The organism is Streptomyces sp. CB01249, assembly GCF_001905735.1.
Taxonomy (GTDB): domain Bacteria; phylum Actinomycetota; class Actinomycetes; order Streptomycetales; family Streptomycetaceae; genus Streptomyces.
In genome coordinates, this window is sequence record NZ_LISW01000009.1 from 24,454 (window position 1) to 49,128 (window position 24,675).

Annotated in this window: 20 protein-coding genes and 2 pseudogenes; 11 read left to right on the forward strand and 11 right to left on the reverse strand. The window is 69.8% G+C overall.

Annotation, left to right across the window (positions count from 1 at the left end; all coding sequences use genetic code 11):
- Positions 1 to 244: 244 nt before the first annotated feature.
- A complete protein-coding gene (locus AMK18_RS30220) occupies positions 245 to 1,231 on the reverse strand; it encodes an alpha/beta fold hydrolase (RefSeq protein ID WP_073865289.1) in 987 nt (328 codons plus the stop codon).
- Between the two features lie 143 nt (positions 1,232 to 1,374).
- Here AMK18_RS30220 and AMK18_RS30225 point away from each other — a divergent pair, with 143 nt between their 5' ends.
- Complete coding sequence (locus tag AMK18_RS30225) at positions 1,375 to 1,980, forward strand: helix-turn-helix domain-containing protein (RefSeq protein WP_443333239.1); 606 nt, start codon at positions 1,375 to 1,377, stop codon at positions 1,978 to 1,980.
- 148 nt (positions 1,981 to 2,128) lie between these two features.
- On the opposite strand, the gene AMK18_RS30230 is transcribed toward AMK18_RS30225, so the two are convergent.
- Positions 2,129 to 2,641, reverse strand: coding sequence for a tetratricopeptide repeat protein (locus tag AMK18_RS30230; RefSeq protein ID WP_073865290.1), 513 nt, complete (start codon positions 2,639 to 2,641; stop codon positions 2,129 to 2,131).
- 183 nt (positions 2,642 to 2,824) lie between these two features.
- Here AMK18_RS30230 and AMK18_RS34995 point away from each other — a divergent pair, with 183 nt between their 5' ends.
- Entirely contained in the window at positions 2,825 to 3,007 is a 183-nt protein-coding gene (locus tag AMK18_RS34995; RefSeq protein WP_198957123.1) for a hypothetical protein, read from the forward strand.
- Between the two features lie 390 nt (positions 3,008 to 3,397).
- Here AMK18_RS34995 and AMK18_RS30235 read toward each other — a convergent pair whose 3' ends face one another.
- Positions 3,398 to 4,393 carry a hypothetical protein gene (locus tag AMK18_RS30235; RefSeq protein WP_073865291.1) on the reverse strand — a complete coding sequence of 332 codons (996 nt, stop codon included), beginning with the start codon at positions 4,391 to 4,393 and terminating at the stop codon, positions 3,398 to 3,400.
- 260 nt (positions 4,394 to 4,653) lie between these two features.
- On the opposite strand from AMK18_RS30235, the gene AMK18_RS30240 reads away from it, so the two are divergent.
- A complete protein-coding gene (locus tag AMK18_RS30240) occupies positions 4,654 to 5,235 on the forward strand; it encodes a hypothetical protein (protein ID WP_073865292.1) in 582 nt (193 codons plus the stop codon).
- Positions 5,236 to 5,292: 57 nt separating this feature from the next.
- On the opposite strand, the pseudogene AMK18_RS30245 reads toward AMK18_RS30240, so the two are convergent.
- A pseudogene (locus tag AMK18_RS30245) lies at positions 5,293 to 6,101 on the reverse strand (HARBI1 family protein); the annotation flags it as partial.
- Between the two features lie 172 nt (positions 6,102 to 6,273).
- The gene (locus tag AMK18_RS35385) at positions 6,274 to 6,576 is read right to left on the reverse strand and encodes a hypothetical protein (RefSeq protein WP_241836674.1); all 303 of its coding nucleotides are present in this window, start codon (positions 6,574 to 6,576) and stop codon (positions 6,274 to 6,276) included.
- A gap of 85 nt (positions 6,577 to 6,661) precedes the next feature.
- Here AMK18_RS35385 and AMK18_RS30255 point away from each other — a divergent pair, with 85 nt between their 5' ends.
- The gene (locus tag AMK18_RS30255) at positions 6,662 to 7,480 is read left to right on the forward strand and encodes a DUF6193 family natural product biosynthesis protein (protein ID WP_241836675.1); all 819 of its coding nucleotides are present in this window, start codon (positions 6,662 to 6,664) and stop codon (positions 7,478 to 7,480) included.
- A 15-nt stretch (positions 7,481 to 7,495) separates the two neighbouring features.
- Here AMK18_RS30255 and AMK18_RS35390 read toward each other — a convergent pair whose 3' ends face one another.
- Both AMK18_RS35390 and AMK18_RS35620 read right to left on the reverse strand, forming a co-directional pair.
- Positions 7,496 to 7,957, reverse strand: coding sequence for a transposase (locus AMK18_RS35390; protein WP_107422375.1), 462 nt, complete (start codon positions 7,955 to 7,957; stop codon positions 7,496 to 7,498).
- Between the two features lie 542 nt (positions 7,958 to 8,499).
- A pseudogene (locus AMK18_RS35620) lies at positions 8,500 to 8,997 on the reverse strand (transposase); the annotation flags it as partial.
- A 305-nt stretch (positions 8,998 to 9,302) separates the two neighbouring features.
- Between AMK18_RS35620 and AMK18_RS30270 the strand changes: the two are divergent.
- The 3 genes from AMK18_RS30270 to AMK18_RS30280 all read left to right on the forward strand — a co-directional run bounded on the left by AMK18_RS30270 (position 9,303) and on the right by AMK18_RS30280 (position 13,060).
- Positions 9,303 to 11,204, forward strand: a complete 1,902-nt coding sequence (locus tag AMK18_RS30270; protein ID WP_073865293.1) for an FAD/NAD(P)-binding protein — start codon at positions 9,303 to 9,305, stop codon at positions 11,202 to 11,204.
- On the forward strand, positions 11,205 to 12,422 hold the full coding sequence (locus AMK18_RS30275) for a putative PEP-binding protein (RefSeq protein ID WP_073865294.1): 1,218 nt from the start codon (positions 11,205 to 11,207) through the stop codon (positions 12,420 to 12,422).
- 86 nt (positions 12,423 to 12,508) lie between these two features.
- On the forward strand, positions 12,509 to 13,060 hold the full coding sequence (locus AMK18_RS30280) for a carboxymuconolactone decarboxylase family protein (RefSeq protein WP_073865295.1): 552 nt from the start codon (positions 12,509 to 12,511) through the stop codon (positions 13,058 to 13,060).
- 86 nt (positions 13,061 to 13,146) lie between these two features.
- On the opposite strand, the gene AMK18_RS30285 is transcribed toward AMK18_RS30280, so the two are convergent.
- On the reverse strand, positions 13,147 to 13,722 hold the full coding sequence (locus AMK18_RS30285; protein ID WP_073865296.1) for a helix-turn-helix domain-containing protein: 576 nt from the start codon (positions 13,720 to 13,722) through the stop codon (positions 13,147 to 13,149).
- Positions 13,723 to 13,808: 86 nt separating this feature from the next.
- Here AMK18_RS30285 and AMK18_RS30290 point away from each other — a divergent pair, with 86 nt between their 5' ends.
- Together AMK18_RS30290 and AMK18_RS30295 are read left to right on the forward strand one after the other, a co-directional pair.
- Positions 13,809 to 14,816, forward strand: a complete 1,008-nt coding sequence (locus AMK18_RS30290) for an NAD(P)/FAD-dependent oxidoreductase (RefSeq protein ID WP_073865297.1) — start codon at positions 13,809 to 13,811, stop codon at positions 14,814 to 14,816.
- A 131-nt stretch (positions 14,817 to 14,947) separates the two neighbouring features.
- Positions 14,948 to 16,549: an MFS transporter gene (locus tag AMK18_RS30295; protein ID WP_073865298.1), complete on the forward strand. Its 1,602-nt coding sequence runs from the start codon at positions 14,948 to 14,950 to the stop codon at positions 16,547 to 16,549.
- A 38-nt stretch (positions 16,550 to 16,587) separates the two neighbouring features.
- Here AMK18_RS30295 and AMK18_RS30300 read toward each other — a convergent pair whose 3' ends face one another.
- Positions 16,588 to 17,259, reverse strand: a complete 672-nt coding sequence (locus tag AMK18_RS30300; protein ID WP_073865299.1) for a TetR/AcrR family transcriptional regulator — start codon at positions 17,257 to 17,259, stop codon at positions 16,588 to 16,590.
- A 109-nt stretch (positions 17,260 to 17,368) separates the two neighbouring features.
- On the opposite strand from AMK18_RS30300, the gene AMK18_RS30305 reads away from it, so the two are divergent.
- Positions 17,369 to 18,532, forward strand: a complete 1,164-nt coding sequence (locus AMK18_RS30305) for an FAD-dependent oxidoreductase (protein ID WP_073865300.1) — start codon at positions 17,369 to 17,371, stop codon at positions 18,530 to 18,532.
- Positions 18,533 to 18,565: 33 nt separating this feature from the next.
- On the opposite strand, the gene AMK18_RS30310 is transcribed toward AMK18_RS30305, so the two are convergent.
- Positions 18,566 to 20,077, reverse strand: a complete 1,512-nt coding sequence (locus AMK18_RS30310; protein WP_073865301.1) for an FAD-dependent monooxygenase — start codon at positions 20,075 to 20,077, stop codon at positions 18,566 to 18,568.
- Positions 20,078 to 20,130: 53 nt separating this feature from the next.
- On the reverse strand, positions 20,131 to 20,829 hold the full coding sequence (locus AMK18_RS30315) for a TetR/AcrR family transcriptional regulator (RefSeq protein ID WP_073865302.1): 699 nt from the start codon (positions 20,827 to 20,829) through the stop codon (positions 20,131 to 20,133).
- Positions 20,830 to 21,166: 337 nt separating this feature from the next.
- On the opposite strand from AMK18_RS30315, the gene AMK18_RS30320 reads away from it, so the two are divergent.
- Positions 21,167 to 24,595: a CARDB domain-containing protein gene (locus AMK18_RS30320; RefSeq protein WP_073865303.1), complete on the forward strand. Its 3,429-nt coding sequence runs from the start codon at positions 21,167 to 21,169 to the stop codon at positions 24,593 to 24,595.
- Positions 24,596 to 24,675 lie beyond the last annotated feature (80 nt).

Consider the following 24,675-nt stretch of genomic DNA (forward strand, 5'->3'; position numbering starts at 1 on the left):
GGTGCCCGGTCTCGGCGAGGAGACGCTCAACGATGAGAACCATCTGCATCGATGTATGAACGATGTCCTGCGGAAGAGCCCGCGGGACTTCGCTTTTCGCGACTGACTCACTCTAGCTCGGCGGCGACCTCGCGAGCAGACCGTACGGCAGGTAGCCCGACCGGACACCGAGTGCCCATCACGTTGCGCACGGACGCCGGCATTTCACTGCTCGGCGGGGCACGCCGCCACCGCGCCTGGCGGTTCAGCCCGTGAGGGTGCTGAGCCAGCTGGTGAGCAGACGGTTGGTCTCCTCGGGGCGTTCCTGCTGGATCCAGTGGCCGCAGTCCTCCAGGAGATGGGAGGCGGTCAGGCCGGGGAGGGTGGTGGGGTAGGCCTCGATGGCGTCGGACATCCAGGTGGTGGAGGCGTCCAGGGTGCCGCCGATGAACAGGGACGGTTGTTGGATCGGGGCTCCGTGGTGGGGGGCGAGGTCTTCCCAGTCGCGGTCCATGTTGCGGTAGCGGTTGAGGGCGCCGGTGAGGCCGGTGCGCTCGAACTCTCCGGCGTAGACGTCGAGGTCGTCCTCGGTCAGCCAGTCCGGGAGGACGCCGGCGGGGAAACGGTCACGCAGTCGGCCACCGTGGGCGACGAAGTGTGGGTCGGGCTCGCCCTGGGCGGGCATGGTGTCGGCGGACAGGGCGGCGTAGAAGCCCGCGAGCCAGCCCCGCACGTCGGGCTCGATCTCCGTCTCGGCGCGACCGGGCTCCTGAAAGTAGGAGACGTAGAACTCCTGCTCGGGGCCGCCGATCCGGCCGAAGACGTCGGTGGGGCGGGGGCCGCCGGGTGGGGCGTACGGGACGCTCAGCAGGGCGACGGCCCGGAAGACCTCGGGGTGGAGCAGGGCGGAGGTGGCGGCGATGTTGGAGCCCCAGTCGTGGCCGACGACGACCGCGTTCTCCTCGCCGAGTGCGTGCACGACGGCGACGTTGTCCTCCACCAGGTCCAGCATCCGGTAGGCATCGGTCTCCGCGGGCTTGGAAGAGCGGCCGTAGCCGCGCACGTCGAGCGCCACCGCCCGGTAGCCGGCTGCGGCGAGGGCCGGGAGCTGGCGGCGCCAGGAGTACCAGGACTCGGGGAAGCCGTGCACGAGCAGGACCAGCGGGCCGGTTCCCTGCTCGACCAGGTGCAGGCGTCCGGCGGGGGCCTCGACGGTGCGGTGACGGAGTGTGGCGGACGGCTCGGGCTGCATGGGATCTTCTCTCGGTTCGCGAGTGGACGCGGGTACGCATCGATCATGCGGCGAAGCGGCCGTCCGCCGCGATCACCCTTGCCAATCTGGCAAACTTGCAGGACAGGATGGCGGAGTGACACGTCCGGAAGGGGGCGGAGCGGGTGACGGACGATGACCTGGCCGACATGTCGGCGGCCATCGGCCCCCGGCTTCGGGCCGCACGCGAAGACCGCGGCTCCACGCTCACCGGCGTCAGCTGCGCGACCGGCATCTCCCCGAGCACGCTTTCGCGGATCGAGACCGGCCGACGCAAGCCCACCCTGGAAGTGCTGCTGCAGCTGGCGAAGGAGTACGGGGTCTCCCTGGACGAGCTGGCCGGCACCGCTCCCGCCGCCCGGCCCCGCACCCCCGCGCTCCAGCGTTCCGGCGACGACAAGGTGGTGCTGCCGCTGACCCGGTACGTCGGGGGCCTGCACGCCCACAAGCACGTCCTGCCCGCCGTTCAGGAGCCGCCCGCGCGGCCCCGGCAGGTCTCCCACGGCGGCTGGGAATGGCTGTGCGTCCTGTACGGGCGGCTGTGGCTCGCACTCGGCGACCAGGACCTCGTCCTGAGCGCCGGGGACGTCGCCGAGTTCGACACCCGCGATCCGCATGGGGTCGCGAACGCCGGCCCCGGTGGCCCGGTCGAGTACTTGATCATGTTCGGGCCGCAGGGGGAGCGCCTGCGACCGCGCACCCCGCCCGCCCCCGGACCCAGGGCCCGGTAGCGAGCACCGAACGAACGGCCAACGGCCTGACGTCCTGGGTACGCGCAGGATGTCAGGCCTCTTCCGCCGGGGCCGGCAGTGCCGGCGTACGGGTCACCGGGCGTCGCCGCGCTGAACCGAGCCCGGACGGGCTCGGCGCCGCCAGGCCCTAGTCGGGACGGCCTTCGGCGAGCCACTGGGCGAGGCCGCGCAGCCCGGCCGCCCAGCGTCCGAGGTCGGTGGCCTCGGCGTGGACGGTGACTACGGTGAGCAGCTCGGCCACCGCCTCGTCCGACCGCTGGGCGTCATTGAGGGTCAGGGCGCGGAAGACGCGTACGGAATCGGAGTCGGGGAACTCCCTGCGGGCACGGTCGAGCACCACCAGCGACTCGTCCAGCTCGCCCAGCCATCTCAGGGTGCTGGCGTACTGGCACAGGCACCGGCGCAGGACGTCACCGTCGAGGCCGAGGGCGAGCGCGCGCTCGTAGTGGCCGCGGGCGGTCTCCTCCTGGCCGGCGGTGTCGTAGGCGCCGCCCACCTCGTACACGAGGACCGGGTGGTCCGGGTGTTCGGCGAGCAGCGCCTCGAAGTAGGCGATCGTCGGGGCCATGTCCGCCCGGTCGCGCCGTTCGTAGCCACGCTGGATCGCCTCGGCCAGTTCGGGCGTCACGTCGGTCGTCACTGCCGCTCCCCCACGCGTACGAGTTCGGGGGCAGATCCTAGGCCTTGTCCCGTAAATGATCTACGGCATGCTGGTTGACCAGCGCCATTGCCCGCTCACCCCGGCCGGCCCTTGCGCACCAAATCGGCACCCCCACGCCGGAGGGCGGTGACCGGCTTGGCGAACTGACGCGGGGCCAGCCCGGTGAGCGGGGCTATCCAGGAGGGCTCCGAGGCCGGCGGCGAAGACGCCCCCTGGCTGGTCGTCGGCCCGGGCCGCATACGTGGCGGCCGCGGCAGCCTCGGCGGTGGCGTGCTCCGGAGCGGCGACGGCTCGGAGCGCGGCCAGGGGCGCATCGTAGGCGAGACTCTCCAGGCGCTCGCGTAGTCGGCCGAGGAGAGCGGTGACGTCCTTCGGGACGGGAACGGCCCGGTGCTCGACGTGGCCGTCGTAGACCCGCCAGTCGCTGGTCTCGTGCATGTACATGCCGCTGCCCAGGGCGACGATGAGTGATTCCCGGTATCGACCCTGTCCAACTCCGTGCTCCCGCGAGGGTGAAACCCCGAACCGGTGATGCCGGCGTCGGCGCTTGGCGACGGGATGACCGGCACCGACGGCTGGCTCGGGAGGCGGGTCTTCGCTACGGACCGAAACGATCGAACGCGGCAAAGGGCCAGGTCGGTTCGGGCCGAGACGGGCACTGGGGCCTTTGAGCGGGGATGGGACAGAACCGGGCCCCGGGCGGGAAGGGCGGCTGGAGGGCCGCCGCTGGGATGGTCAAAGCCGGTGGAGTGGTGCGGAGTGCGTCCAGTGCCAGTTCACCGGGCCCCACTGCTTCTTCAGGGCAGTGCGCTGTCGGGCGTACGCCCGCAATGCCTCCTCGACCGCGGCCGCGAGGTCGGTCAGGTCGTCCGGCGCGGGGATGCGCAGGATCAGGTGCTGTTTGGTGTGGGCCAACAGCAGGTCGCCGTTGGGCGCGCAGGAGCCGAGGGTGAAGTGGGTCAGTGCCTTGAACGCCTTGGTGTCGGTGTCCAGCTTGGCGCGGAGTGCTCCTGCCTCGTTCCAGGCGTAGAGGCCGTAGCGGTTGAGGTGGAAGGCGTGGCCGCGGTGCGGGTCGGCGGCGAGGTTGAAGCAGAAGCCGGTGAAGGGCGAGTCGCGCCACTCATGCAGGCCGTGGAGTCGTCCGGTCATCTCGCCCTGGTCGTTGACGAGGGCGAAGACGAAGGGCTGGCCCCGGCTGCCACCTCGGAACGTCTTGGCGTAAGCGGGGACGACGAAGAGGTTGTCGGAGAGCGGGACCGGGCGGCCGAGGTGGGACCGGTTCCAGCCCGAGAGGCGGTCCTCGGCGGCGACGAGTTCGGTGAGTGCGGGGCGGGGGCGGTTCGTCATGCCGACAGGGGCGCCCTGGTACGTGGCGTGGGGGCGCAGGTCGACGGCGCTGTGGCGTGCCGGTTCGGGGTCGAGCGAAGCGAGCGCGCGGATGGCCGGCTTGGATTCGGCGGTCAAGGCTCCCTCGGCGATGCCGACGAGGTTGGTGAGGACGTTGCCGTACCCCCACACGCCGTACTCGGCGAGGGTGCACAGCAGTCGGCCCGACGGGGTGACGCTGATGGACCCGGCGAAGGGGTTGCCCTCGCCCGGAGTGAACTCGCGGTAGGGTCGCCCGTCCTTCGAGTCGTAGACGGCCAGAATCCGACTCAGGTCCGGAGCGACGAGCGTGGTGTTGTCCGGCGTTGCGGTGATGGCGAGGACCCCGTCGGGCAGGACACACAAGCCGATGTCACCGCCGTCTGCGACGCCCGAGTCTCCCTCGTCCCCGCCATCGGTGCGGAACTGCGCGCTGCCCAGAAGCTCGCCCTCCTGGGAGTACCGGGTGATGATCGTGTATCCGAAGTTCGCGGTCTGCGCTGGCGCAACCTAGCGAGGCTCTGTCCCGGCGGATCCCGTGCCGAAGATTGCCGGACACCGGCAATGCGGCAAGATCTGCCGCGCATGCATGATGGTGCCTGCCGGCAGAAACGGGGGAAGCAACAATGGAAGCAGTCGCGGCCCGCAGCGTGGCCCGTGCGCGTATGGGATCGGGCCTGGCGGTGACGGTCCTTCTGCTGCCCTTCGGCGCCTACGGACTGGCCCGGACGGGGGCGGTCCCCGAAGGCACACCGATCGTGCTCGGCCTGCTGTGCGCGATCGTCGGCTTCGTCCTCCTCCCCGAACTGTGCAAGGAGCAGGCCCCGTTCCGGCATTCGTCGTCGAGCCTGACCGCGCGCACCCTGACCGGCGAACGGTCCGTCGACTTGAACCGAATCGCCACGGTCCGGCTGCTGACGACCTTCTCGTACGGCGGCGCATACCGCGCCCTCGTGGTGCGCGACGCCCATGGTGTGCGCCTCGGCATCACGACCGAGAGAAGCCGAAGGAAGCTGCGACGAGCGATCGAGAAAGCGGACGCGAACGCCGCGCGGGATGTCCCCGGGCCCAGGGTGAGCCGTGCGGCCCGGGCCCATCTCAGCCTTGCCCCGGGGCGAGGTCTCGTCGTCCACACGCTTGTCAGTTTTCTGCTGCTGACGATGTCTGTGAGCCTGTATGTGGCTGTTGTGCTCCGACTCGGCAGGTAGTGAGCCTTCCCCGTAATGGATCACGACGTTGCGTGATCGTTCAGACGGCTCGGCCATCTCGAGTCGGAGCAGGACGAGGGCTGCGGCGGCGATCTTCGTGATGCGGCTGGGTCGAGGCTGACCCGGCGCAGAGCTTTGAAGGTGGTCTTGAGCAGAGAGTTGGCGCGTTCGCACACGCCGTGGACATCCCGGATGACCTTGTTGTAGGTCTGCTGGGCCTCGGTCAGTATGCCGCCTGCGGGCTTCTTGACCGGGTGGCGAAAGCCGTCGCCGGCGTACTCGTAGCCGAGGTCGACCAGGGTCGGGACGCCCAGATCGGCGGCGAGGGCGTTCAGGGTGTCGATCAGGCCGTGATGGCGGGCACAGGTGGTGTCGTGCTCGCGCCCCGGACGGACCGGCGAGACCCAGAGCGGCCAACCGTCGGGGGTGGAGATGACCTGCACGTTCCCGCCATGATGCCGGTGCTTCCCGGACCACCACAGGTCCGCGCCGTTGGGGCCGACTGCGGCAACACGGTCGGTGCGGACCACGGTGCCGTCCAGATTCAGATGCGTCAGCCCTGCCTCATTTGCCCGCCGCAGCGCGGTGTCGAGATCTGGTGCCCCGGCTGCCAGGACGGCCAGCCCTTCGTGCAGGTACCGGTAGGTGGTGAAGGTCGACATGCCTTTGTCACAGGCGAGTTGGGCCAGGCGGGTACCGTCGACGAACCAGCGCAGGACGAGCACGTCCTGCCGGAAGCAGCCCAGCGCACGCTGTCCCCTGCTGGTGCCGATCTCAGCCCGACGGCCTCGCAGCAGCCGGGCCAGATGCTCGGCGGTGGACCGTCGCGCATCGAGCACGGCGGTGTATGTGACGCTGGTCGACACGTGAGGCCCCTCGGTCGGATCTTTCTGTCGCAAGATCGTTCCTATCAGGGGCCTTACGTCTGCCCGGACTTGAGTGCAGAGACAGAGTGGCACCGCGAGCCGAACCGTCGCGGTCGGTGCCCACCGGTTACAGGGAAAGGCTCAATCTCCCGGCCCTGTGCGCACTCGGCTATCAGAAAGGTGCGGAGCCTGTCCCCTGCGGCCAGATACTCAAGCGCCAGATGTTCGGCCGGACCGGCTTCCATCTCCTCCGTGAGTGCGTTCTGCTCTCCTCGTGATGCGCAGGTCGGACCGCATCATCAAGGAGCCCGAAGCATTCCTGAAACCCTTCCAGGAACTCCCGGTGTGCGAGGTCGGACTCACTCTCGGCCATCGTCCCGAGGAGATCGAGCAGTTCACTCCGTTGCTCGCTCGACAGCCTGCCGGCCAGGTGAGCGACGCCCTCCATCACCTTGACGGCGTCGTCCTGATCCATCTACTCCTCTTCACTCCCCTCGATGAACCACAGGACATCGACCAAGGCCTCGGCCAAGGCGTGAGTCAGAGACGAGTACACGGGCATGAAGGCGGTCCCCCAGCAGGTCACGGCTTCGCTGCAACGCCTAATCGCCGTTCCCTTGGTGGCGTCGCAACGGCAGACTGTGAAGGCGGACTCTGACCTCTACCCTGATCTGGCTGCTGCGGGCAGCCTGGCCGCAGCGCTGGAACACCTGGCGGCCGAACTCGGTGCCGATCTCACGGTGGTATCCGGCGATTGGGGCCCACTCGTTTCGGCGGGCATTGCCTCGTCGGTCCCTGAGCGCAAGCCGCTATCCGTTCACATCGGGGCGGAGAGCCGTTGGTTCGGTGTCTCCGGCTGGAGTCAAGGAGTCGAACTCATCACCGGAGCCACGTCCGACCTGTCGGATGTCGTCAGAGCCGGAGCGGCATGGGGGCAGGGCAGGAGCCTGCGGGAGCTGCGGGCGGAGCTGTCGTTTCTGCGTTCCAGCAAGCGCGCCGAAGCTCACGAACGCGGGGCGGCCGCGGTGGTGGAGCTGCAGTGGCGCACAATGCGGGAGCAGGCTGCCGAGGAACCGGATTTCACAGGGTTCGGCGAACTCGTGGAAGCGGCTCATGCAGAACCACGACTGCGACAGCTCTATGTATTCTCCAGCCACTGGACGCTCGGTTTCAGCTCCTGCACTGGATACCCGTTCCGCGATGAGGTCGCCATCGTCCCGTCACACAGAGGCAGACTATTCCGCGTGAAGAGGCATCCGCTCTCCGATGATGTTCTCGGCGAGGCCGCCACAGCCGAAGAGGCCGTCGCCCTGGCAATGCGTCATCTCCCCGCCGATCTCGGTCCGGCCGTCGCAGGAACCGCCGAACAAGATGGATGACGAGCGCGAATCAAATCACTGACCCTCACCGGCCTCGTGGTCATTTGTTTCCCCATCAGACGGCGGGGGACGGGGAGGTCCAATTGGCCGCCACAAAGGTTTGACCTGCGGTTCACGAGTAAAGCAGGACGCGCTTGCGGAGGAGGCGAAAGCCGGTGCGCCGAACATCTGGTGTTTGAGCATCTTGATTCGGCTGACGTGTCCTTCGACGACGCCGGAGCTCCAGGGCAGGGTGAGACCGGTGATGACTGCATCGCGGTCGCGGTCGATGCCTGCGGCGAGGGTGTGGACGCGGGGGAGGTTGTCTTGCCGGACGGCGTCGAGCCACTGCGGTAGCCGTTCGCCCTGGCGCTCCGTGAGCATCTGGCCGAAGGAGCGGACGTGGTCGGTGAGGGCGTCCAGTTCAGGGCAGTGGACCAGAACGGCCTTGAGTCGAAGGTGCTCCGTCTCGGTGAGGGTCTCCGGCTGGCGCAGGATCCATCCGGCGACGACGCGGGGTGACGGTGGCGGAGCCGTGACGGGGCCAGGCGAGAGTCACTTCTCCCGGAAGTAGGCGCGAACGCGCTGGTAGCTGCCCTGATAGCCAAGCGGCACGATCTCCTCCCACACCGTCCAGGCGTTCGTGCAGCCCTGGTTCCAGCGGTCATCCAGGTAGGGCTTGAAGGCGTCGAGTTTGGATGGTCGGCCCTGCCGCTGCCGCGGAATAGGGCTTCCGGGGTGGCTGTGTCGGCGAGGAGCTTGACGGTGCGGGAGGTCATCCGGAGTTGGCGGCCGATCGCCCTCCGGCTGAGCCCGGCGGCCAGCAGTTCGTGGACGGTCGCGTAGTTCACACGGGTGCGGTCAGCGAAGCGGTGTCCCCTCGGCCAGGGCGAGCCGGAGGGATCTTCAAGCTTCTTCGCCTCGCGGGCAGGCTGAGCTGGATCCGGTGCCAGGATCTGCAGGCATCCTCGGTGGTCTGCGACGCATCGCTCCGCGGCCTCGCTCAGGTTGTGCCAAAGGCGCCACCTGTCCGCGACCTGCACAGCTTGTGGTGCCCCGGCCGTCGCACCTTCGGCGAAGAACGGTGCACGATCGCGGCAGATCACCTCCACCCCGGGCCGTTTCACAAGCCAAGCGGCCAGGCTGGACGCCTCCCGGCCGGGCAGCAGAGCGATTGGACGCCGGCTTTCGACGTCGACCAGGACGGTCCCGTAGTGGCGCCCTTTGCAGGTCGCGTGCTCATCGACGCCGACTACCCGCGGGGCCGGGACTTCGGGGTCGGGTAACGCTTCGACCAGCCGCAGTACTGTGCTGCGGCTGATGGAATCGCCGATTACGCTCGCCATGCGGGCACCGGCGCGACCGGCGAGGGCGAGCCCAACCGCGGCCAGCGTTGATCGCAGCCGCTCGATCCGCCGACCATACCGACGGGTCAATCCTGGCAGCTGCTCCGCGAAAGTCCGCCTCCTGCACGAGATGACCGGACAAAGGAACCTGACGAACCCGACCCTCCAATCATCGATCCAAACAGACACCATCACGAAGCGCACTCGTCCCCAAGGAGGAGTGCGCGACACCAACACCCTTTCCGCGACGGACCGCAACTGCCGGCTGCCCTCAGGGGTTCCGCTTCACCCCGCCAGCCCTCTCCTCTTCACCGCTCGGCGTGCGGTGTCTTCGGGTATCGTCGGCGCCACGATCGTGCACGGCCCTGTTCCGGCGTCAGAAGTACGCACAACACCTCGGTATCTCCATCTAGTTGATGTCCGCACAGGGGACTTCCCGTCGACCAAGACGGCGACCGCCGGCGCACGGGCGCTCCCTGGGACGGCGGGGAGGCTTCATGAGCAAGACGGGCGCGCGCCCCAGGGTGCTTGTTGTGGGGGCGGGCCTGGCCGGCACGGCCACAGCGATCAGGCTGCTCCATTTCGCGAGACGGCCGCTGGAGATCATCCTGCTCGAGCGGCGGGCGGACTACCGCTCGGCGGGAGTGGCCTACCACCGTGACGGCAATCCCTGGGACTACGTCTTCAATATCCAGGCGGGCCGGATGTCGGTGTTCCGCGAGGATGTGCTCGATTTCGTCAACTGGGCCAACCAGGAGGCCGACCGTCGGAAGTGGCCTCGGCGCTGGGCCTCCTGGAAGTTCACGGAGCAGGGCCCCGCCCCTCGCCGCATCTTCCAGGACTACCTCGACGACCGGCTGGCGGAGGCCGCTCGGGAGTCCTGTTCCGGGGTTGTCCTCGTCGAGGCGGACGGTGAAGCGCTCGATGCGCGCCGCTGCGACCGCGGCTTCGAGGTGACCGTGCGAGGTCTCGCTCCGCATGTGACCGAGGGACTGCGCCCCGGCGCCCTCCCGGACACCTTGCTGCTCGACGCCGACCACGTCGTTCTCGCCACCGGGCTCGAACTCAGGGAGCCGCCCTTCGCGGCCTGCGTCGCGGGTCACCCCCTGTTCATCCGTAACCCGTACTCCGCCTCCGCCATCCGCACACTGACCGCGCTCCCGGCGGATGCCTCTGTGGTCATCGTGGGCTCCGTGCTGAGCGCGTACGACACGGCCGGACTGCTGCTGCGCAACGGGCATACCGGCCCCGTACGCCTGGTTTCCCGATCCGGAACGCTGTTCCGCACCTACCCCGGCACCCACGAACACGGAGTCGTGCGGCTGCCGCGCCCCGGCATCCTGATGGAGCCCTATCGTGGGCGCGAGGAATTCCTTGCCCGTGTCAGGACTGCCTGGCGGGAGGCGTGCTCGTCCGTCAGGGAACAGCACCCCGAGATCGACTCCGTGGTCGTCGCCGAACGGGTCGCGAAGGCTTGGGAACCGTACCTTCCCGAGGCCATCGACTTCATTCCGAGCGAGGAACTGCGCTGTCTGCTGGACGAGTTCTCGACCGGCATCGCGGCCCTGCGGGTCGGGGCTGTGGAGTACACCATGGAGATCATCGAGCGAGCGATGCGCCCGGAGGACGGGCGCGTGGAACTGGTCGGCGGCCGGGTGCAGGAGATCACCCCCGCGCCGTCCGGGCGGCTGACCGTCTCCTTGGCCGCTCAGCATGAGCGGCACAGCTTCGAGGCAGACCTCGTGGTGTCGAACTTCGGCAGGGAGTCCGACTACGCCAAGGTCGGGCATCCGCTCTGGCGCAGCCTCGTCCGTAGCGGCGTCGCGACCCCTCACGCACGCACCGGACGAGGCGTGGAGGTCGACGAGTGCGGGACTCTGCTGGACTCCCACGCGAGTCCGGCCGGGCCGATCTCGGCCGTCGGTGTGCCGAGGGAGGGCGACGAGATCGTCAGGCACGGTCGGACCGGTGCCTTCGCGTTCAACCTCGCGGCCATCAAGAACCATTCCGTCGCCGTCGCCGCCCACGTCGTCGAACAGCTTGAACTGCGGCGGGACGGCCTTCACCAGCTCGCCGCACGGCACCCCCAGTACAGGAGCTATGTCAGCAACCCGGAGGAAGCGGTTCGGGGAGCGCTGGAGGAGTCTGTGGAACTGGAAGTACGGAGGCTCGCCAGCCGCGAACGCAACAGGAGGGAAGCGCTGGATTCCCGTCTGCACGCCCGCATTCGCTCCATGGGCGGTCTTCCCGTGCTTCCTACGGGCGTCCCCCGCGATGAACGCCTGATCAGGGCGGTCGTCAACCGGGTGGCTGTGGAACGGCTCAACAACGTTTCTGTGACACCACGACAGCTACGTCGGCAATTGGGGTTGGAGCAAGCCGAACTTCCGGAGGAATAGTTGAACGGGAACGGGCGAAGGATCCTGGGGACACTGCTGGCCGGCGGTACCGAGAGTGTTCTCCGGGGCACCTGCAACAGATCACGAAGCGCACAGGAGGGGGCCATCCTCGTCGCGTCTTCCCTGGAGGCGGGGCTCTACGACGCCATTGTGGCCTCGCGGGCCGTGGTGTGCGGCTCCGGCGGACTCACCGGTCACATGCAGTCCCTGTGTCGCGGCAGGGGAATTCCCGTCCTCCGTGTGGACGAGGCCGACCTCGCCGACCTGATCGGCGAGGTGACGCTCTACCTGGAGAGCGCGTCGATCGTCGTCGCACCGCGGACGGCTCCGCTGCCCGAAACCGACAACTCCCGCCTGGACGCCATCGGTTCGGCGTGTGCCGTCATCGCGGACCTGCAGGACATCACGGCCATCAACTCCTGCGGCCCCCGTGCCGCACGGGTGGAGTCCTTCTTCATCCGGGAGGAGTTCCTCTGCCTTGCACTGGGGCTGCGCCCGCTGGACGCCATGGCCGGCGACGCCGCGGCCATCACCGCGTACGGGCAGGCCATCGGCGAACGCCTCTGCGACTGCGTCACCGCGCTTCTGCCCGGTCAGCGACTCGTCCTGCGGATGCTCGACCTGCGTTCCGACCACGCGGCCGACGTCACCGAGACCGCCCCCGTCGCCGTCGAGCCCAACCCGGAGATGGGTCTGCACGGTGCGCGTTGGTTACGCGGCTCCACCGGCTACCGTGACGCGCTCCACACGGTGCTGGCGACCCTGCGCAAACGCCTTGGTGACGAGGCGGAACGCGTGGGGCTGTCGGTGCCGTTCGTCAGCGACGAGACGGAGTTCGCGCAGCTCAGAGAGCATCTTGCGCTGCCCGATGGCACGCCCTTGTCCGCGTTCGTCGAGACGCCCTCCGCTGTCCACGCCACATCCGCGATGTGTGCCGCCGGCGCCAGTGAGCTGTTCGTGGGACTCAAGGACCTGGTGCAGTTCTACCTCGCCGCCGACCGGGGCAACCATCTGGTCGCCGACTCCTACCGAACCCGCCACCCCGCGGTCCTGGACGGTGTACGCAGTGTCGTGGAGTCCGCCCGCGCCGTGGGCACCCCGGTGCGGGTCTTCTCCCTGGCATCGGACCTCGACCACTACCTCGAACATCTGCCGGCGCCTGACGGCTACATGATGTGTACAGCGGAACTCCGGCAGTTGCTTCTCTCCTCCACCTGATGCCGGGCGCCGGCGCTCCGGTTTCACGGGCCCAGGCGCCCTTCGCCCCTCCCCTGCACACCGACCTCGCCGCGAAAGGACTTCCCTTGACGCACATCGCGCTCGACAACGACCTCCCCGGCATCACCGGCCTGATGGCCAACCGGCCCGACACCGCCGCACCGCTGAACCACCTCGCCGAAACCCTGCTGCGGGCGCCCGCCTCGCTCCCCCAGGGCGAGCGGGAGCTGATCGCCGCGTACGTCTCCCACCTCAACCGGACCCCGTTCTGCGCCGGTTCGCACTCCGCCTTCGCCGCCGCGCAGCTGGTGGAGGGCCAAGCGCTGGTCGACGCGGTTCTCGCCGACCCGGCGACCGCCCCCATCGGCGCCAAGCTGCGCGCGCTGCTCGCCGTGGCGGCCGAGGTGCAGGCGGCGGCCCGGGCCGTCTCCGACGAGGCGGTGGCGGAAGCCCGGCGGGCGGGCGCGAGCGACGCGGACCTGCACGACACCGTGCTGATCGCGGCATCCTTCTGCATGTTCAACCGGTACGTCAGCTGCCTGGACACCGCGCTGCCGGAGTCCGACGACTACTACCTCAAGTCCGCGCACCGGATCACGACCGTGGGCTACGGCCGGGCCGTGAGCGTCTCGGGCTGAGCCGTACGGGACACATGCGCGGCGGCAGCCCCGGTGCACCGGCGACCATCGCCAGGGCCGGGGCTGCTCGGCGAGGCGGAGGCCGCCTACTGGCGGGGCGCTTCCGTGGTGTCGCGGTGGCCGCGGCGGGCGTCGCGGTCGAAGATGCCCATGATCTCGCACGGGCCGCCCTCGGCTCCGATCGCGTGCGGCATCATCGTGGGGAATTCGGCGGCCTGATTGGTCTCGATGCGGAAGCGGCGGTGGCCGAGCATCAGGATGGCGGTGCCGGAGAGTACGACGAGGAACTCGCGGCCCGGGTGGGCGCGCATCCGGGCGGGGTTGTCCGGCGGCGGCTCGGTCATCCGTTGCCGCATGACGCTCATGCCGGGGTCACCCTTGATCGGCCAGCGCATCAGGCCGTGGGCGCCATCGATCATCGGACTGACGACGACATCGTCGGCGGCGTTCTCCACGAGCTGGTCGAGCGTGGTGTCCAGGGCGCGGGCGAGGGTGACGAGCTGATCCAGGGCGAGACGGCGTTGGCCGTTCTCGATCCGGCTCAGCGAGGACTGACTCAGCTTGGCCCGGGTGGCCAGGTCCTCCAGCGACCAGCCCTGCGCGACACGCAGGGCGCGGATGCGTTTGCGTACGAGGCCGTCCAGCGCATCTTCTTGCGTCATAGGCAACAGTGTATGCCTTGGCCGCAAATCGCGCCTAGTGTCGGAGCCGGATGGAGAACCGGGGGCCTGAACGAAAGGGGCGCGACATGCCTGCGCAGACCTCGTACTACAGCAGCGATTCCTGGCCCGGTGGCACGGTGGACGTCGTGGTGATCGGCGGTGGTGCGTCCGGTCTGAACGGTGCGCTCATGCTCGCGCGCTCCCGGCGTTCCGTTCTCGTCGTCGACAGCGGTACGCCGCGCAACGCCCCGGCCGAGGCCATGCACGGGTTCATCGTCCTGGACGGCACCGCGCCGTCGGAGATTCTCGCGCGCGGCCGGGAGCAGGTCCGCCACTACGGCGGGCGGATCGTCTTCGGAGAGGTCGCCTCCGTCGAGCCCGCAGAACCGGTCGCCGATGATCTGCGGTTCACCCTCGCGCTCGCCGACGGCCGCAGCGTGAGCGCGCGCCGGGTGCTGGTGGCGACCGGGCTGCGGGACGTCCTGCCGGACGTGCCCGGCCTTGCCGGACACTGGGGGCGCGGCGTCGTGCACTGCCCCTACTGCCACGGCTGGGAGGTGCGCGACGAGCCGATCGGGGTCCTCGCGACCGGCCCCGCCTCCCTCCACCACGCACTGCTGTTCCGCCAGCTCACCGACGACCTCGTCTACTTCACCAACGGCACGCAGGTGGACCGGGACACCCGCGCCCGCTTCGCCGCCCGCAACATCCGCGTCATCGACGCCGAGGTGACCGGGATCGTCGACGAGGACGGCGCGCTGTCCGGGGTGCGGCTCGCCGACGGAACGGTTGTCGCCCGGCGGGTGATCGCCGTCGCCACGCGGATGCAAGCCCGCACCGAGGGCCTCGACGGGCTGAAGCTGCCGATGGAGGACCTGCCCGACGCCATGGGGCGCCGGTTCTCCTCCTCCATGGCGGGGACCACCGACGTCCCCGGGGTCTGGGTGGCCGGCAACGCCACCGATCCGACCGCCCAGGTCGGCGCCGCCGCTGCGGCCGGCGCCCTCGCCGGTGCCCACATCAACGCCGTCCTCGCCACCGCCGACACCGAAGCGGCCCTCACCTCCGCCTCGGCCGGGACCGCCGCCTCCTGACACCTGCCGCACCCTCGCCGCGGCAGCACTCTTCGTGGTGGTCGCGGCCGGTGCCCCGCTCCATCTCTCCCCCCCTTCGCGACCGGACCTGTTCCGGCGCCGAGCCCGTATGCCCTTTTCGGAAGGAAGACATGAGCATCAACCAGCCACCTCAGCAGACGAGCGACGGGGACGCGCCGGACTCGCGGCAGCTCCGCGCGATCCTGGTCACCGTCTCGATCGCGCTGATGGCCGTCATCGCCTCGGTGTCGGGGCTGAACGTCGCCCAGACCCATATGGCCGTCGAGTGGGGCGCCTCCCAGACCACCGTCCTGTGGATCATCAACATCTACACCCTGGCCCTGGCCGCCCTGCTCCTGCCGCTCGGCGCGATCGGCGACCGGCTGGGCCGTAAACCCATGCTGATCACGGGCCTTGTCGTCTTCGGCGCGTCCGGCGTCGTTTCCGGACTCGCCCCCTCGGCCGCGGTGATGATCGGTGCCCGTGTGGCCGCCGGCGTCAGCGCCGCGATGATCATGCCGATCACGCTGTCCGTCATCACCTCGACCTTCCCCGAGGAGGAGCGTGGCAAGGCCATCGGCGTGTGGACCGGCGTCGCCGGTGGTGGCGGCATCCTGGGCATGTTCCTCTCCGCCCTGCTGGTGGACGTCGCCGACTGGCGGTGGTTGTTCGTGCTGCCTGTCGTCCTGGGCGCCGTCGCCCTGGTGATGACGTTCAAGTCGGTGCCCGACTCCCGCGAGGACACCACGCACCCCTTCGATTCCGTCGGCGCGCTGCTCTCCGTCGTCGCCGTCGTCGGGCTGATCTCCGTACTGCAGGAGGGCCCCGAGCGCGGCTGGACCGACCCGGTCACCCTGACCGGCCTCGCCGTCGGCGTGATCGCCTCAGCGGTGTTCGTCGTATGGGAACTGCGCCGGCGCGATGCCTCGCTCCTGGACGTACGCCTCTTCCGCGAGCGCGGCCTGGCCGGAGGCTCCGTCACCCTGCTCGTCGTCTTCGGCGTCCAGGCCGGCATCGCCGTCGTCCTCTTCCCCTTCTTCCAGGCCGTCCTCGGTTGGTCGGGGCTGCTGTCCACCGTGGCGATGATGCCGATGGCCGTCATGATGATGATCACCTCCGGGCTGGCCCCCAAGATGGCTGCCAAGACCGGTGCCCGCTCCACCATGAGCGTCGGCATCGCCCTGTCCGCCCTCGGCCTCGCTCTGATGGCGCTGTTCGTCTCCGTCGACGGCGGATACCTCTCCATCCTGCCCGGCATGCTCGCCATGGGCATCGGCATGGGCCTGGCGATGACCCCGTCCACCGAGGCGATCACCAGCTCCCTGCCCCGCGCCAAGCAGGGCGTGGCCTCCGCCCTGAACGACGTCACCCGCGAACTCGGCACCGCTCTGGGCGTCGCCCTGCTCGGCGCCCTCCTGGCCGGCGGCTACCGCGGCGCCATCGACGGCAAACTCGCCGGCATCCCCCGAGGAGCCGCCGACACCGCACGCGAAGGCATCGCCAACGCGGTTGAGATCGCACCCGGTACCGGCAGCCACGCCCAGGATCTGGTCGAGGCCGCTCAGCAGTCCTTCGTCGACGGCTGGCAGCAGGCGATGTGGGCAGGCGTCGCCGTCATGGCCGCCCTGCTCGTCTACGTCGCCCTGCGCGGCCCAAAGAACTCTGCGCCTCTGGACACCGGCGACAAGTCAGTCCCCGCAGCGGCAGCCACCGAAGACGTCACCGCCCGCTGACCTTCGCGCGGAGCCCGTACGACGAGCGGTCGTCGGCGTCAGGGGGTGGCGGCGATCCCCGTGAGGAGCAGGTCGATTCCGGCGAGGAACTGGGCCCGGTCGTCGTGTTCGGGCATCCGGTCCGCCATGCGCCGTACGAACGGGTACTCCTCGGGCGCCAGCCGCGACCACCGGCCGGCGAACGTCGAGAGGAGCGCCTTCCGGTCCGAACCGGGCGGCAGCAGGCGTGCGGCCGCCGCGTACTGTCCGGCGAGGCCGAGTACGTGGCCGAGGAGTGCGGTCGCGGCGTCGAACTGGGCGTGTTCGGGGACGCCGAGCGCGTCCAGCGGCCCGCCGAAGCCTTCCAGGATGCGCAGTGCCGCGTCCTGCCAGGGTTCGCGGGAGAGTTGGGTGCCCACCCAGGGGCGGGCGTCGATGATGTCGAACACTCCGAGGGCGACCGCCCGTACGGCTTCCCGGGGGTCGCCGTCGCCCGGCGTTCCGGTCGTGACCCGGGTGATGACCTCGTCGACCGCGGCTTTGAGCAGGGCGTCCTTGTCGGCGACGTGGTGGTAGATCGCCCCGCTCCCGGTGGCCAGGCGCGTCGCCAGCGCCCGGAAGGTCAGCGCCTTCTCCCCGCCCTCGTCGAGGATGTCGATCGCCGCCGTGACGATGCGCTGCTTCGAAAGCGCCTCGGTGCGCCGGTCGGCTCGCTGGGTCCTGGTGGTCATGGGAACAGTTTGACATGAATGGAACGGCGTTCCACCCTAGAGGGATGGAACGCCGTTCCATTCGGGTGCTTCGCGCGCCCCCGCAGCCTGAACCCCGAAAGGCAGAGCCATGAACACCACACCCGTCACGATCGTCGGTGCCGGACTCGGCGGTCTCACCCTGGCCCGCGTCCTGCACGTCCACGGCATCCCCGCGACGGTCTACGAAGCCGACGCCTCCCCGGCCGCCCGGACCCAGGGCGGCCAGCTCGACATCCACCCCGGAAGCGGACAGCTCGCGCTCGCCGCCGCCGGACTCACCGAGGCGTTCCGCTCGATCATCCACGAGGGCGCCGACGCGGCCCGCATCCTCGACCAGGACGGTGAGCTGCTGCTCAACATCCCCGGGGACGACGGGGAGACCCGCCCGGAGGTGCTCCGCGGCGACCTGCGCGGCATCCTGCTCGACTCCCTGCCCGAGGACACCGTCCGCTGGGGTGCCAAGGTCGCCGGAGTCCGGTCCCTCGGTGACGGGCGGCACGAGGTGTCCTTCGCCGACGGCTCGACCGTCGTCAGCGCCCTCCTCGTCGGCGCCGACGGCGCGTGGTCCCGGGTGCGGCCCCTGCTCTCCGACGCGCGACCCGCGTACACGGGCAAGACGTTCATCGAGACCTACCTCCACGACGTGGACGAGCGGCACCCTGCGACGGCCCGCCTGGTCGGCCCCGGCGCGATGTACGCGCTGACCCCTGGCAAGGGGATCACCGCCCACCGCGAGGCGGGCGGTGTCCTGCACACGTACGTGCAGTTGGCGCGCTCCGCCGAGTGGGTCGCGGAGCTCGGCCTTCCGGGCGCCGGAAAGGGGAGCGGTGCCGATGGAGACGGTGCCATCGGTACGGCGCGGATCGCGGCCGAATTCGAGGGGTGGGCGCCCGAGCTGCTGGCGCTGATCACCGGTACGGAGACCGCCCCGGTCGCGCGCATGATCCACACTCTGCCCGACGGGCACCGCTGGGACCGCGTGCCCGGAGTGACCCTCATCGGTGACGCCGCGCATCTGATGCCGCCGTCCGGCGACGGGGCCAACCTCGCCATGCTCGACGGCGCGGAACTCGCCGGGGCGATCGCCGCCCACCCTGACGACATCGAGAAGGCCCTCGCCGTCTACGAGGAGGCCATGTTCCCGCGCTCCGCCTCCTTCTTCGCCGACGCCCACGAGATCATGGACCTGGTCATCGGTGAGAGCGCGCCCCACGGGCTCATCGACTTCTTCGGATCAGCCGCCCAGGGGTGATGAGCTGTGCGGGACCGCGGAGTTGATGGCTCGTCAGCTCTGCGTGGTGAACCATCGGGCCGCCTCCTGTTCGAAGGCCTGGGGGTCGGCCCCCGTCCAGGCGACGACCCCGTCGGGCCGGACGAGTACGGCCGCCAGCCCGAGGCTGTCCCGCACGGGGCCGGCTGCGTACCGGATACGGCCCTGCCACGCCTGGGCCGCCTTGCCGAGCGCCTGGTCGGCGGTGAAGTCGAGCAGGACGCCGTGTCCGTGGTGCAGAAGGTGGCCGAGGCGGGTGCCGTCCTCGAAGCGGAAGTCCGGGGCGCTGCGACCCACCAGCGGGTGCCCGCCGCCCAGGTCGTACTGGTGGAACAGGCCCGAGGTCCGGCGATAGACGTGGGTGGTGCCGTCGGGGGTGCGCATCAGCTCGTGGACCAGAGTGCGCAGGGCGGGCGCGTTGGGTCCCGGCTTCATGGTCGCGACCTGGGCGCGCGACCAGTCGAGTATTCCGGCGCCGATGGGGTGGCGTTCGCTGGTGTAGGTGTCGAGCAGGCCCTCGGGGGCGGTGCCGTGGACGGCGGCGGCCAGCTTCCAGCCGAGGTTCATCGCGTCGCCGATGCCCAGGTTCAGTCCTTGGCCGCCGAGCGGCGAATGGATGTGGGCGGCGTCGCCGGCGAGCAGGACGCGGCCGTTGCGGTAGGTCGTCGTCTGCATGGCGCGATCGGTGAAGCTGGAGGCCAGGTGAACCGCTTCCAGGGTCACGTCGGTGCCGGAGATACGGCGCAGGACGGACTGCAGGTGTTCGCGGGTCAGCGGCTTCGAGCGGTCGAAGGCGCCACCGTCGAAGTCCATCATGCCCAGGTGGCCTTCCAGGGGCGTGCGCAGGTACATGCCGTTGTCGGTGAGGTTGAACCCGAGGCGCAGCCGGTCGGGATCGGCGAAGGTGACCTGGGCGACGTAGCCGGTGAACAGGGGGTCGGTGCCCATGAAGTCGAAACCGGTCAGGCGGCGTACGGCGCTGCGGCCTCCGTCGCACCCCACCAGGTAACGCCCCCGGTACTCCTGGCCGCCGGCGGTGACAAGGACGTGGTCGTCGTCCTGGGTGACGGCGGTGACGGGGACACCGCGCACGATCTCCACCCCGAGGTCGCGGGAGTGCGCGGCCAGGACCGTCGTGACGGCCTCCAGGCTCGTCATACAGCCCTCCATGGCCGGGCTGGGCAGCCGGAAGTCCAGGGCGGCGGTGTCGACATCGGCCGCGTCGAGGGTCATCCCGGCGAAGTGGCTCAGATCCCGGGGAGCAGGGGCCTCGGTGGCCCCGCGGTCGGCGCCGAGCCGTCGCGGGTCGACGCCGGAAGCGTTCGCCACGGCCTCCAGCAGACCTCGGCGGTAGAGCGTTTCGACGGATCCGGCGTTCAGGCCCCGCAGCCCGAGCGGGAGCGCCTTCAGCTGCGGAGTGGGGTCCGGGTCCTGCTCAAGGACCAGGACGGTGCACCCGGCCAGCGCCAGCTCGCCGGCCACGAACAGGCCGACCGGGCCCGCGCCCGCGATGATGACGTCATGCATGGGGGTACTTCCTTGCCGTGAAGGGGTGAGGGGGAGGGCGGCGCGGCGACCGGTCAGCGCAGGCGGGTGAGCCCGTCGAGGACCACGGCGATGCCGGTCAGGAACTGCTCGCGGTCGTCGTGCTCTCGAATCCGGCCGACGACGGCGTGCATGAACGGGTAGTCCGCGACGGGGAGTTCTTCCCAGGCCGCCGAAGCCGCGCCGAAGAACGCCTCGCGGTCCGCATCGGCGTCGAGTCCCGAGGCGTCTCCCGCGATGTCCGCGTTCTGGCTGATCGCGCCGAGGATGTAGTGCACGAGCGTGGAGGCCGCGTCGAACCAGCGGTCCTCGGGCACACCGAGCGCCCCCACCTGCCCGCCGATCCGCTCGAAGAGCCCCACCGTCACCGGGCCCATCGGATTGCGGACGATCTGCAGCATGAGCCGCGTGGCGAGCCACTTGTGCTCGTCGATCGCGTCGAACACGGCCAGCGCGACACCGCGGATCTCGTCCTCGGGGGACGTCCCCGCCCCGGCGGGTTTCGCCTCCAGGGCCGCCATGATCAGCGTCTCCGTCGCCGCGTCCAGCAGATCGTCCCGCTTGCCCACGTGATAGGCGATCGCGCCGGACCCGGTGGACAGCCGCTCACTGAGAGCCCGGACGGTCAGCGCACGCTCGCCGCCCGCATCGAGCAGCGCGATCGCGGCCTCGATGATCTGCTCCCGGGAAAGCACCTGGTTACGCCGCTCGGTGCGGCGTGCTCGCGTCGTCATACCTCCATGCTGCCACATTTGGTACGGCGCACCAAATTAGTGCAGCGTTCCAAACCCTCGACACCTGGCGACGCAGGACGCGGATCTCGACCCGAAGCACGCATTCCGCTTGCCGCACCGTGCGTCATGCGCGACCGCCGAGCGTCACAACACCGTCAGAACCGTTGACAAATCTTTAACCTGTCAGAAATCTATCTCCACGTAGCTGCAAATCCTTGACTCATTCACTCAAAAACTCATCACAGCCCTTCCTGGGCGCGGGACTTCGCCCCACCTGTTCCACGCTCCACGAACCGTCCCGCCTCTTCTCCCCACCCCTCATCGAACAGAGGACAGCATGAGACGGAAGTCATCCGCCCGACGGCTGGTCACCGGGCTGCTCGCGGCCTGTCTGATCCCCCTCGGACTCGTCCCCGCCACGGCGCACGCCGCCGCGCCCGCGGCCGTCGCCGGGCCCAACCTCGCGCTGGGCCGCCCGGCCACCGCCAGCGGTGCCAACGGCGAGTACGGCGCGGGCAACGTCACCGACGGGAACCAGGCCAGCTACTGGGAGGGCCCCGGCGGCTCCTTCCCTCAATGGGTCCGTGTCGATCTCGGCGCCAGGACGTCCGTCAACGAGGTGACCCTCAAGCTCCCCACGACGTGGGAGGCGCGCGACGAGACGCTCACCGTGCAGGGCAGCACGGACGGCGACACCTGGAGCACCCTCTCCGGCTCCGCCAAGCGCACCTTCACGCCCGCCGCCGCCGGGGCCGTGACCCTCGGCTTCAACGCCACTGACGTCCGGTACGTCCGGGTGCAGGTCACCGCCAACACCGGCTGGCAGGCCGCACAGCTCTCGGAGTTGGAGGTCCGCGGCGCGGGCGGCGGAAGCGATCCGGGAGACCCGGGTGACCCCGGCACCCCGCCCGCCGGCACCAACCTCGCCAAGGGCAAGCCCGTCGAGGCCAACGGCTACGTCCACACCTTCATCCCGGCCAACGCCAACGACGGGGACGTGAACACGTACTGGGAGTCCGCCGGAATGCCGGGGCAGCTCACCGTGAAGCTCGGGGCCGACGCGGATCTCTCCGCCGTCGTCGTCAAGCTCAACCCCGACTCCGCGTGGGGCGCACGGACGCAGGCGATCGAGGTGAGCGGGCGCGGCCAGAGCGCTTCCGCCTTCACCACGCTCAAGGCGCGCGCAAACTACGACTTCAGCCCGTCGGGCAACAAGAACACCGTGACCATCCCGGTCTCCGGCCGCGCCGCCGACCTCCGGCTCGCGCTCAGCGCCAACTCCGGTGCGCCCGGGGGCCAGATCGCCGAGGTCGAGGTCGTCGGCACCGCCGCGCCCAACCCCGACCTCACGCTCACCGATCTGAACTGGACGCCCGCCTCCCCGTCCGAGAAGGACGCGGTGAGCGTCAAGGCGACCGTCCGCAACGCCGGCACGGCCGCCTCCCCGGCCACCACCGTCGCCGTCAGTCTGGACGGCACGGTCGCGGGCACCGCCGCCGTCGGCGCACTCGCCGCGGGCGCCTCGGCGACCGTCACGGTGGACACCGGCAAGCACCCGCAGGGCTCCTACGCGGTCTCCGCCGTCGTGGACCCGGACAACACCGTCGTCGAGCAGGACGACAGCAACAACAGCCGGGCAGGCGCCGCGCCCCTCGTCGTCACGCAGAGCCCCGGACCCGACCTCCAGGTCACCGGCATCGCCACCAACCCGGACAGCCCGGCGAGCGGGGCGAGCGTCAGCTTCACCGTCACCGTGAAGAACCGCGGCACGAGCGCCGTCGCGGCCGGCACCGTCACCCGGCTGACGGCCGGGACGACCACGCTCAACGGCACCACCCCCGCCGTGGCGGCGGGCGCCTCCGTCCAGGTGCCGATCTCCGGCACGTGGACGGCGACCGACGGCGGCGCGACGCTCACCGCGAGCGCCGACGCGACGAACACCGTCGCCGAGACCGACGAGAACAACAACACCTTCGCCCGCTCGATCGTCGTGGGCCGGGGCGCCGCCGTGCCGTACACCGAGTACGAGGCCGAGAACGGCACGTACACCGGCAAGCTCCTCACCACCGACGCCAAGCGCACCTTCGGGCACACCAACTTCGCCACCGAGTCCAGCGGGCGCAAGTCGGTGCGGCTCGACAACACCGGTGAGTACGTCGAGTTCACCTCCACCAATCCGACGAACTCGATCGTGGTACGCAACTCCATCCCGGACGCCGCAGCCGGCGGCGGGCAGTCCGCGACGCTCAGCCTCTACGCCGACGGAAAGTTCGTCCGCAAGCTCGACCTCTCCTCGAAGCACTCGTGGCTCTACGGCTCGACCGACGACCCCGAGGGCCTGACCAACACCCCGGGCGGGGACGCGCGACGCCTCTTCGACGAGTCGAACGCGCTGCTCGCCCAGACCTATCCGGTGGGCACCAAGTTCCGGCTGCAGCGCGACGCCGGGGACACCGCGGCCTTCTACATCGTGGACCTGGTCGACCTGGAGCAGGTCGCCCCGGCGAAGACGAAGCCCTCCGAGTGCACCTCGATCACCGAGTACGGCGCCGTCCCCAACGACGGCATCGACGACACCGACGCCCTCCAGCGCGCTGTCATGGCGGACCAGGCCGGTCAGATCTCCTGTGTCTGGATCCCGGCCGGGCAGTGGCGCCAGGAGCAGAAGATCCTCACCCCCGACCCGCAGCACCGCGGCCAGTACAACCAGGTCGGCATCAAGAACGTGAAGATCGTGGGCGCCGGCATGTGGTACTCGCAGCTCTACACCCTCACCCAGCCGCAGGACGCGGGCGGCATCAACCACCCGCACGAGGGCAACTTCGGCTTCGACATCGACGACAACACGCAGATCTCCGACCTCGCCATCTTCGGCTCCGGACGGATCCGCGGCGGTGACGGCAACGCGGAGGGCGGCGTCGGCATCAACGGGCGCCTCGGGAAGAACACCAAGATCACCAACGTGTGGATCGAGCACGCCAACGTCGGTGTCTGGGTCGGCCGCGACTACTCCAACATCCCCGAGCTGTGGGGGCCGGGCGACGGTCTGGAGTTCAGCGGGATGCGGATCCGCGACACGTACGCGGACGGCATCAACTTCACCAACGGCACCCGTAACTCGACCGTCTACAACTCGTCCTTCCGCAACACGGGCGACGACTCGCTCGCCGTCTGGTCGAGCAAGTACGTCAAGGACACGTCGGTCGACGTCGGCTCCAACAACCACTTCCGCAACAACACGATCCAACTGCCCTGGCGGGCCAACGGGATCGCGGTCTACGGCGGCTTCGGGAACACCATCGAGAACAACGTCGTCTCCGACACGATGAACTACCCGGGCATCATGCTCGCCACCGACCACGACCCGATCCCCTTCAGTGGCCAGACGCTCATCGCGGGCAACACCCTGAACCGCACCGGCGGGGCGTTCTGGAACGAGGACCAGGAGTTCGGTGCCATCACGCTCTTCGCGCAGGCAACGAGCATCCCCGGCGTCACCATCCGGGACACCGACATCCTCGACTCGACGTACGACGGCATCCAGTTCAAGACGGGCGGCGGCCAGTACACCGGGACGAAGATCTCCGACGTACGCATCGACAAGTCGAACAACGGCTCGGGCATCCTCGCGATGAGCGGTGCGCGGGGTGACGCGACCCTCTCCAACGTGACGATCTCGAACTCGCGCGACGGCGACCTGCTCGTCGAGCCGGGCTCGCAGTTCACCTTCACGGGCAGCCCCGCGAAGGGGGCCGCCAAGCGCTGATCCGGCTCCTGCGTGCCGGTGCCGTCCGCGTCCCCGAGGGGGTGTGGACGGCACCGCGTGCCCTCTCTACATCGCTGAAA

What these genes read in the sequence shown, in the direction of transcription:
- AMK18_RS30220 (WP_073865289.1), bottom strand. Translation starts at nt 1,231, where the DNA reads ATGCAGCCCGAGCCGTCCGCCACACTCCGTCACCGCACCGTCGAGGCC.
- AMK18_RS30240 (WP_073865292.1), top strand. Translation starts at nt 4,654, where the DNA reads ATGGAAGCAGTCGCGGCCCGCAGCGTGGCCCGTGCGCGTATGGGATCG.
- AMK18_RS35385 (WP_241836674.1), bottom strand. Translation starts at nt 6,576, where the DNA reads ATGGATCAGGACGACGCCGTCAAGGTGATGGAGGGCGTCGCTCACCTG.
- AMK18_RS30255 (WP_241836675.1), top strand. Translation starts at nt 6,662, where the DNA reads ATGAAGGCGGTCCCCCAGCAGGTCACGGCTTCGCTGCAACGCCTAATC.
- AMK18_RS30270 (WP_073865293.1), top strand. Translation starts at nt 9,303, where the DNA reads ATGAGCAAGACGGGCGCGCGCCCCAGGGTGCTTGTTGTGGGGGCGGGC.
- AMK18_RS30285 (WP_073865296.1), bottom strand. Translation starts at nt 13,722, where the DNA reads ATGACGCAAGAAGATGCGCTGGACGGCCTCGTACGCAAACGCATCCGC.
- AMK18_RS30290 (WP_073865297.1), top strand. Translation starts at nt 13,809, where the DNA reads ATGCCTGCGCAGACCTCGTACTACAGCAGCGATTCCTGGCCCGGTGGC.
- AMK18_RS30295 (WP_073865298.1), top strand. Translation starts at nt 14,948, where the DNA reads ATGAGCATCAACCAGCCACCTCAGCAGACGAGCGACGGGGACGCGCCG.
- AMK18_RS30300 (WP_073865299.1), bottom strand. Translation starts at nt 17,259, where the DNA reads ATGACCACCAGGACCCAGCGAGCCGACCGGCGCACCGAGGCGCTTTCG.
- AMK18_RS30305 (WP_073865300.1), top strand. Translation starts at nt 17,369, where the DNA reads ATGAACACCACACCCGTCACGATCGTCGGTGCCGGACTCGGCGGTCTC.
- AMK18_RS30310 (WP_073865301.1), bottom strand. Translation starts at nt 20,077, where the DNA reads ATGCATGACGTCATCATCGCGGGCGCGGGCCCGGTCGGCCTGTTCGTG.
- AMK18_RS30315 (WP_073865302.1), bottom strand. Translation starts at nt 20,829, where the DNA reads ATGACGACGCGAGCACGCCGCACCGAGCGGCGTAACCAGGTGCTTTCC.
- AMK18_RS30320 (WP_073865303.1), top strand. Translation starts at nt 21,167, where the DNA reads ATGAGACGGAAGTCATCCGCCCGACGGCTGGTCACCGGGCTGCTCGCG.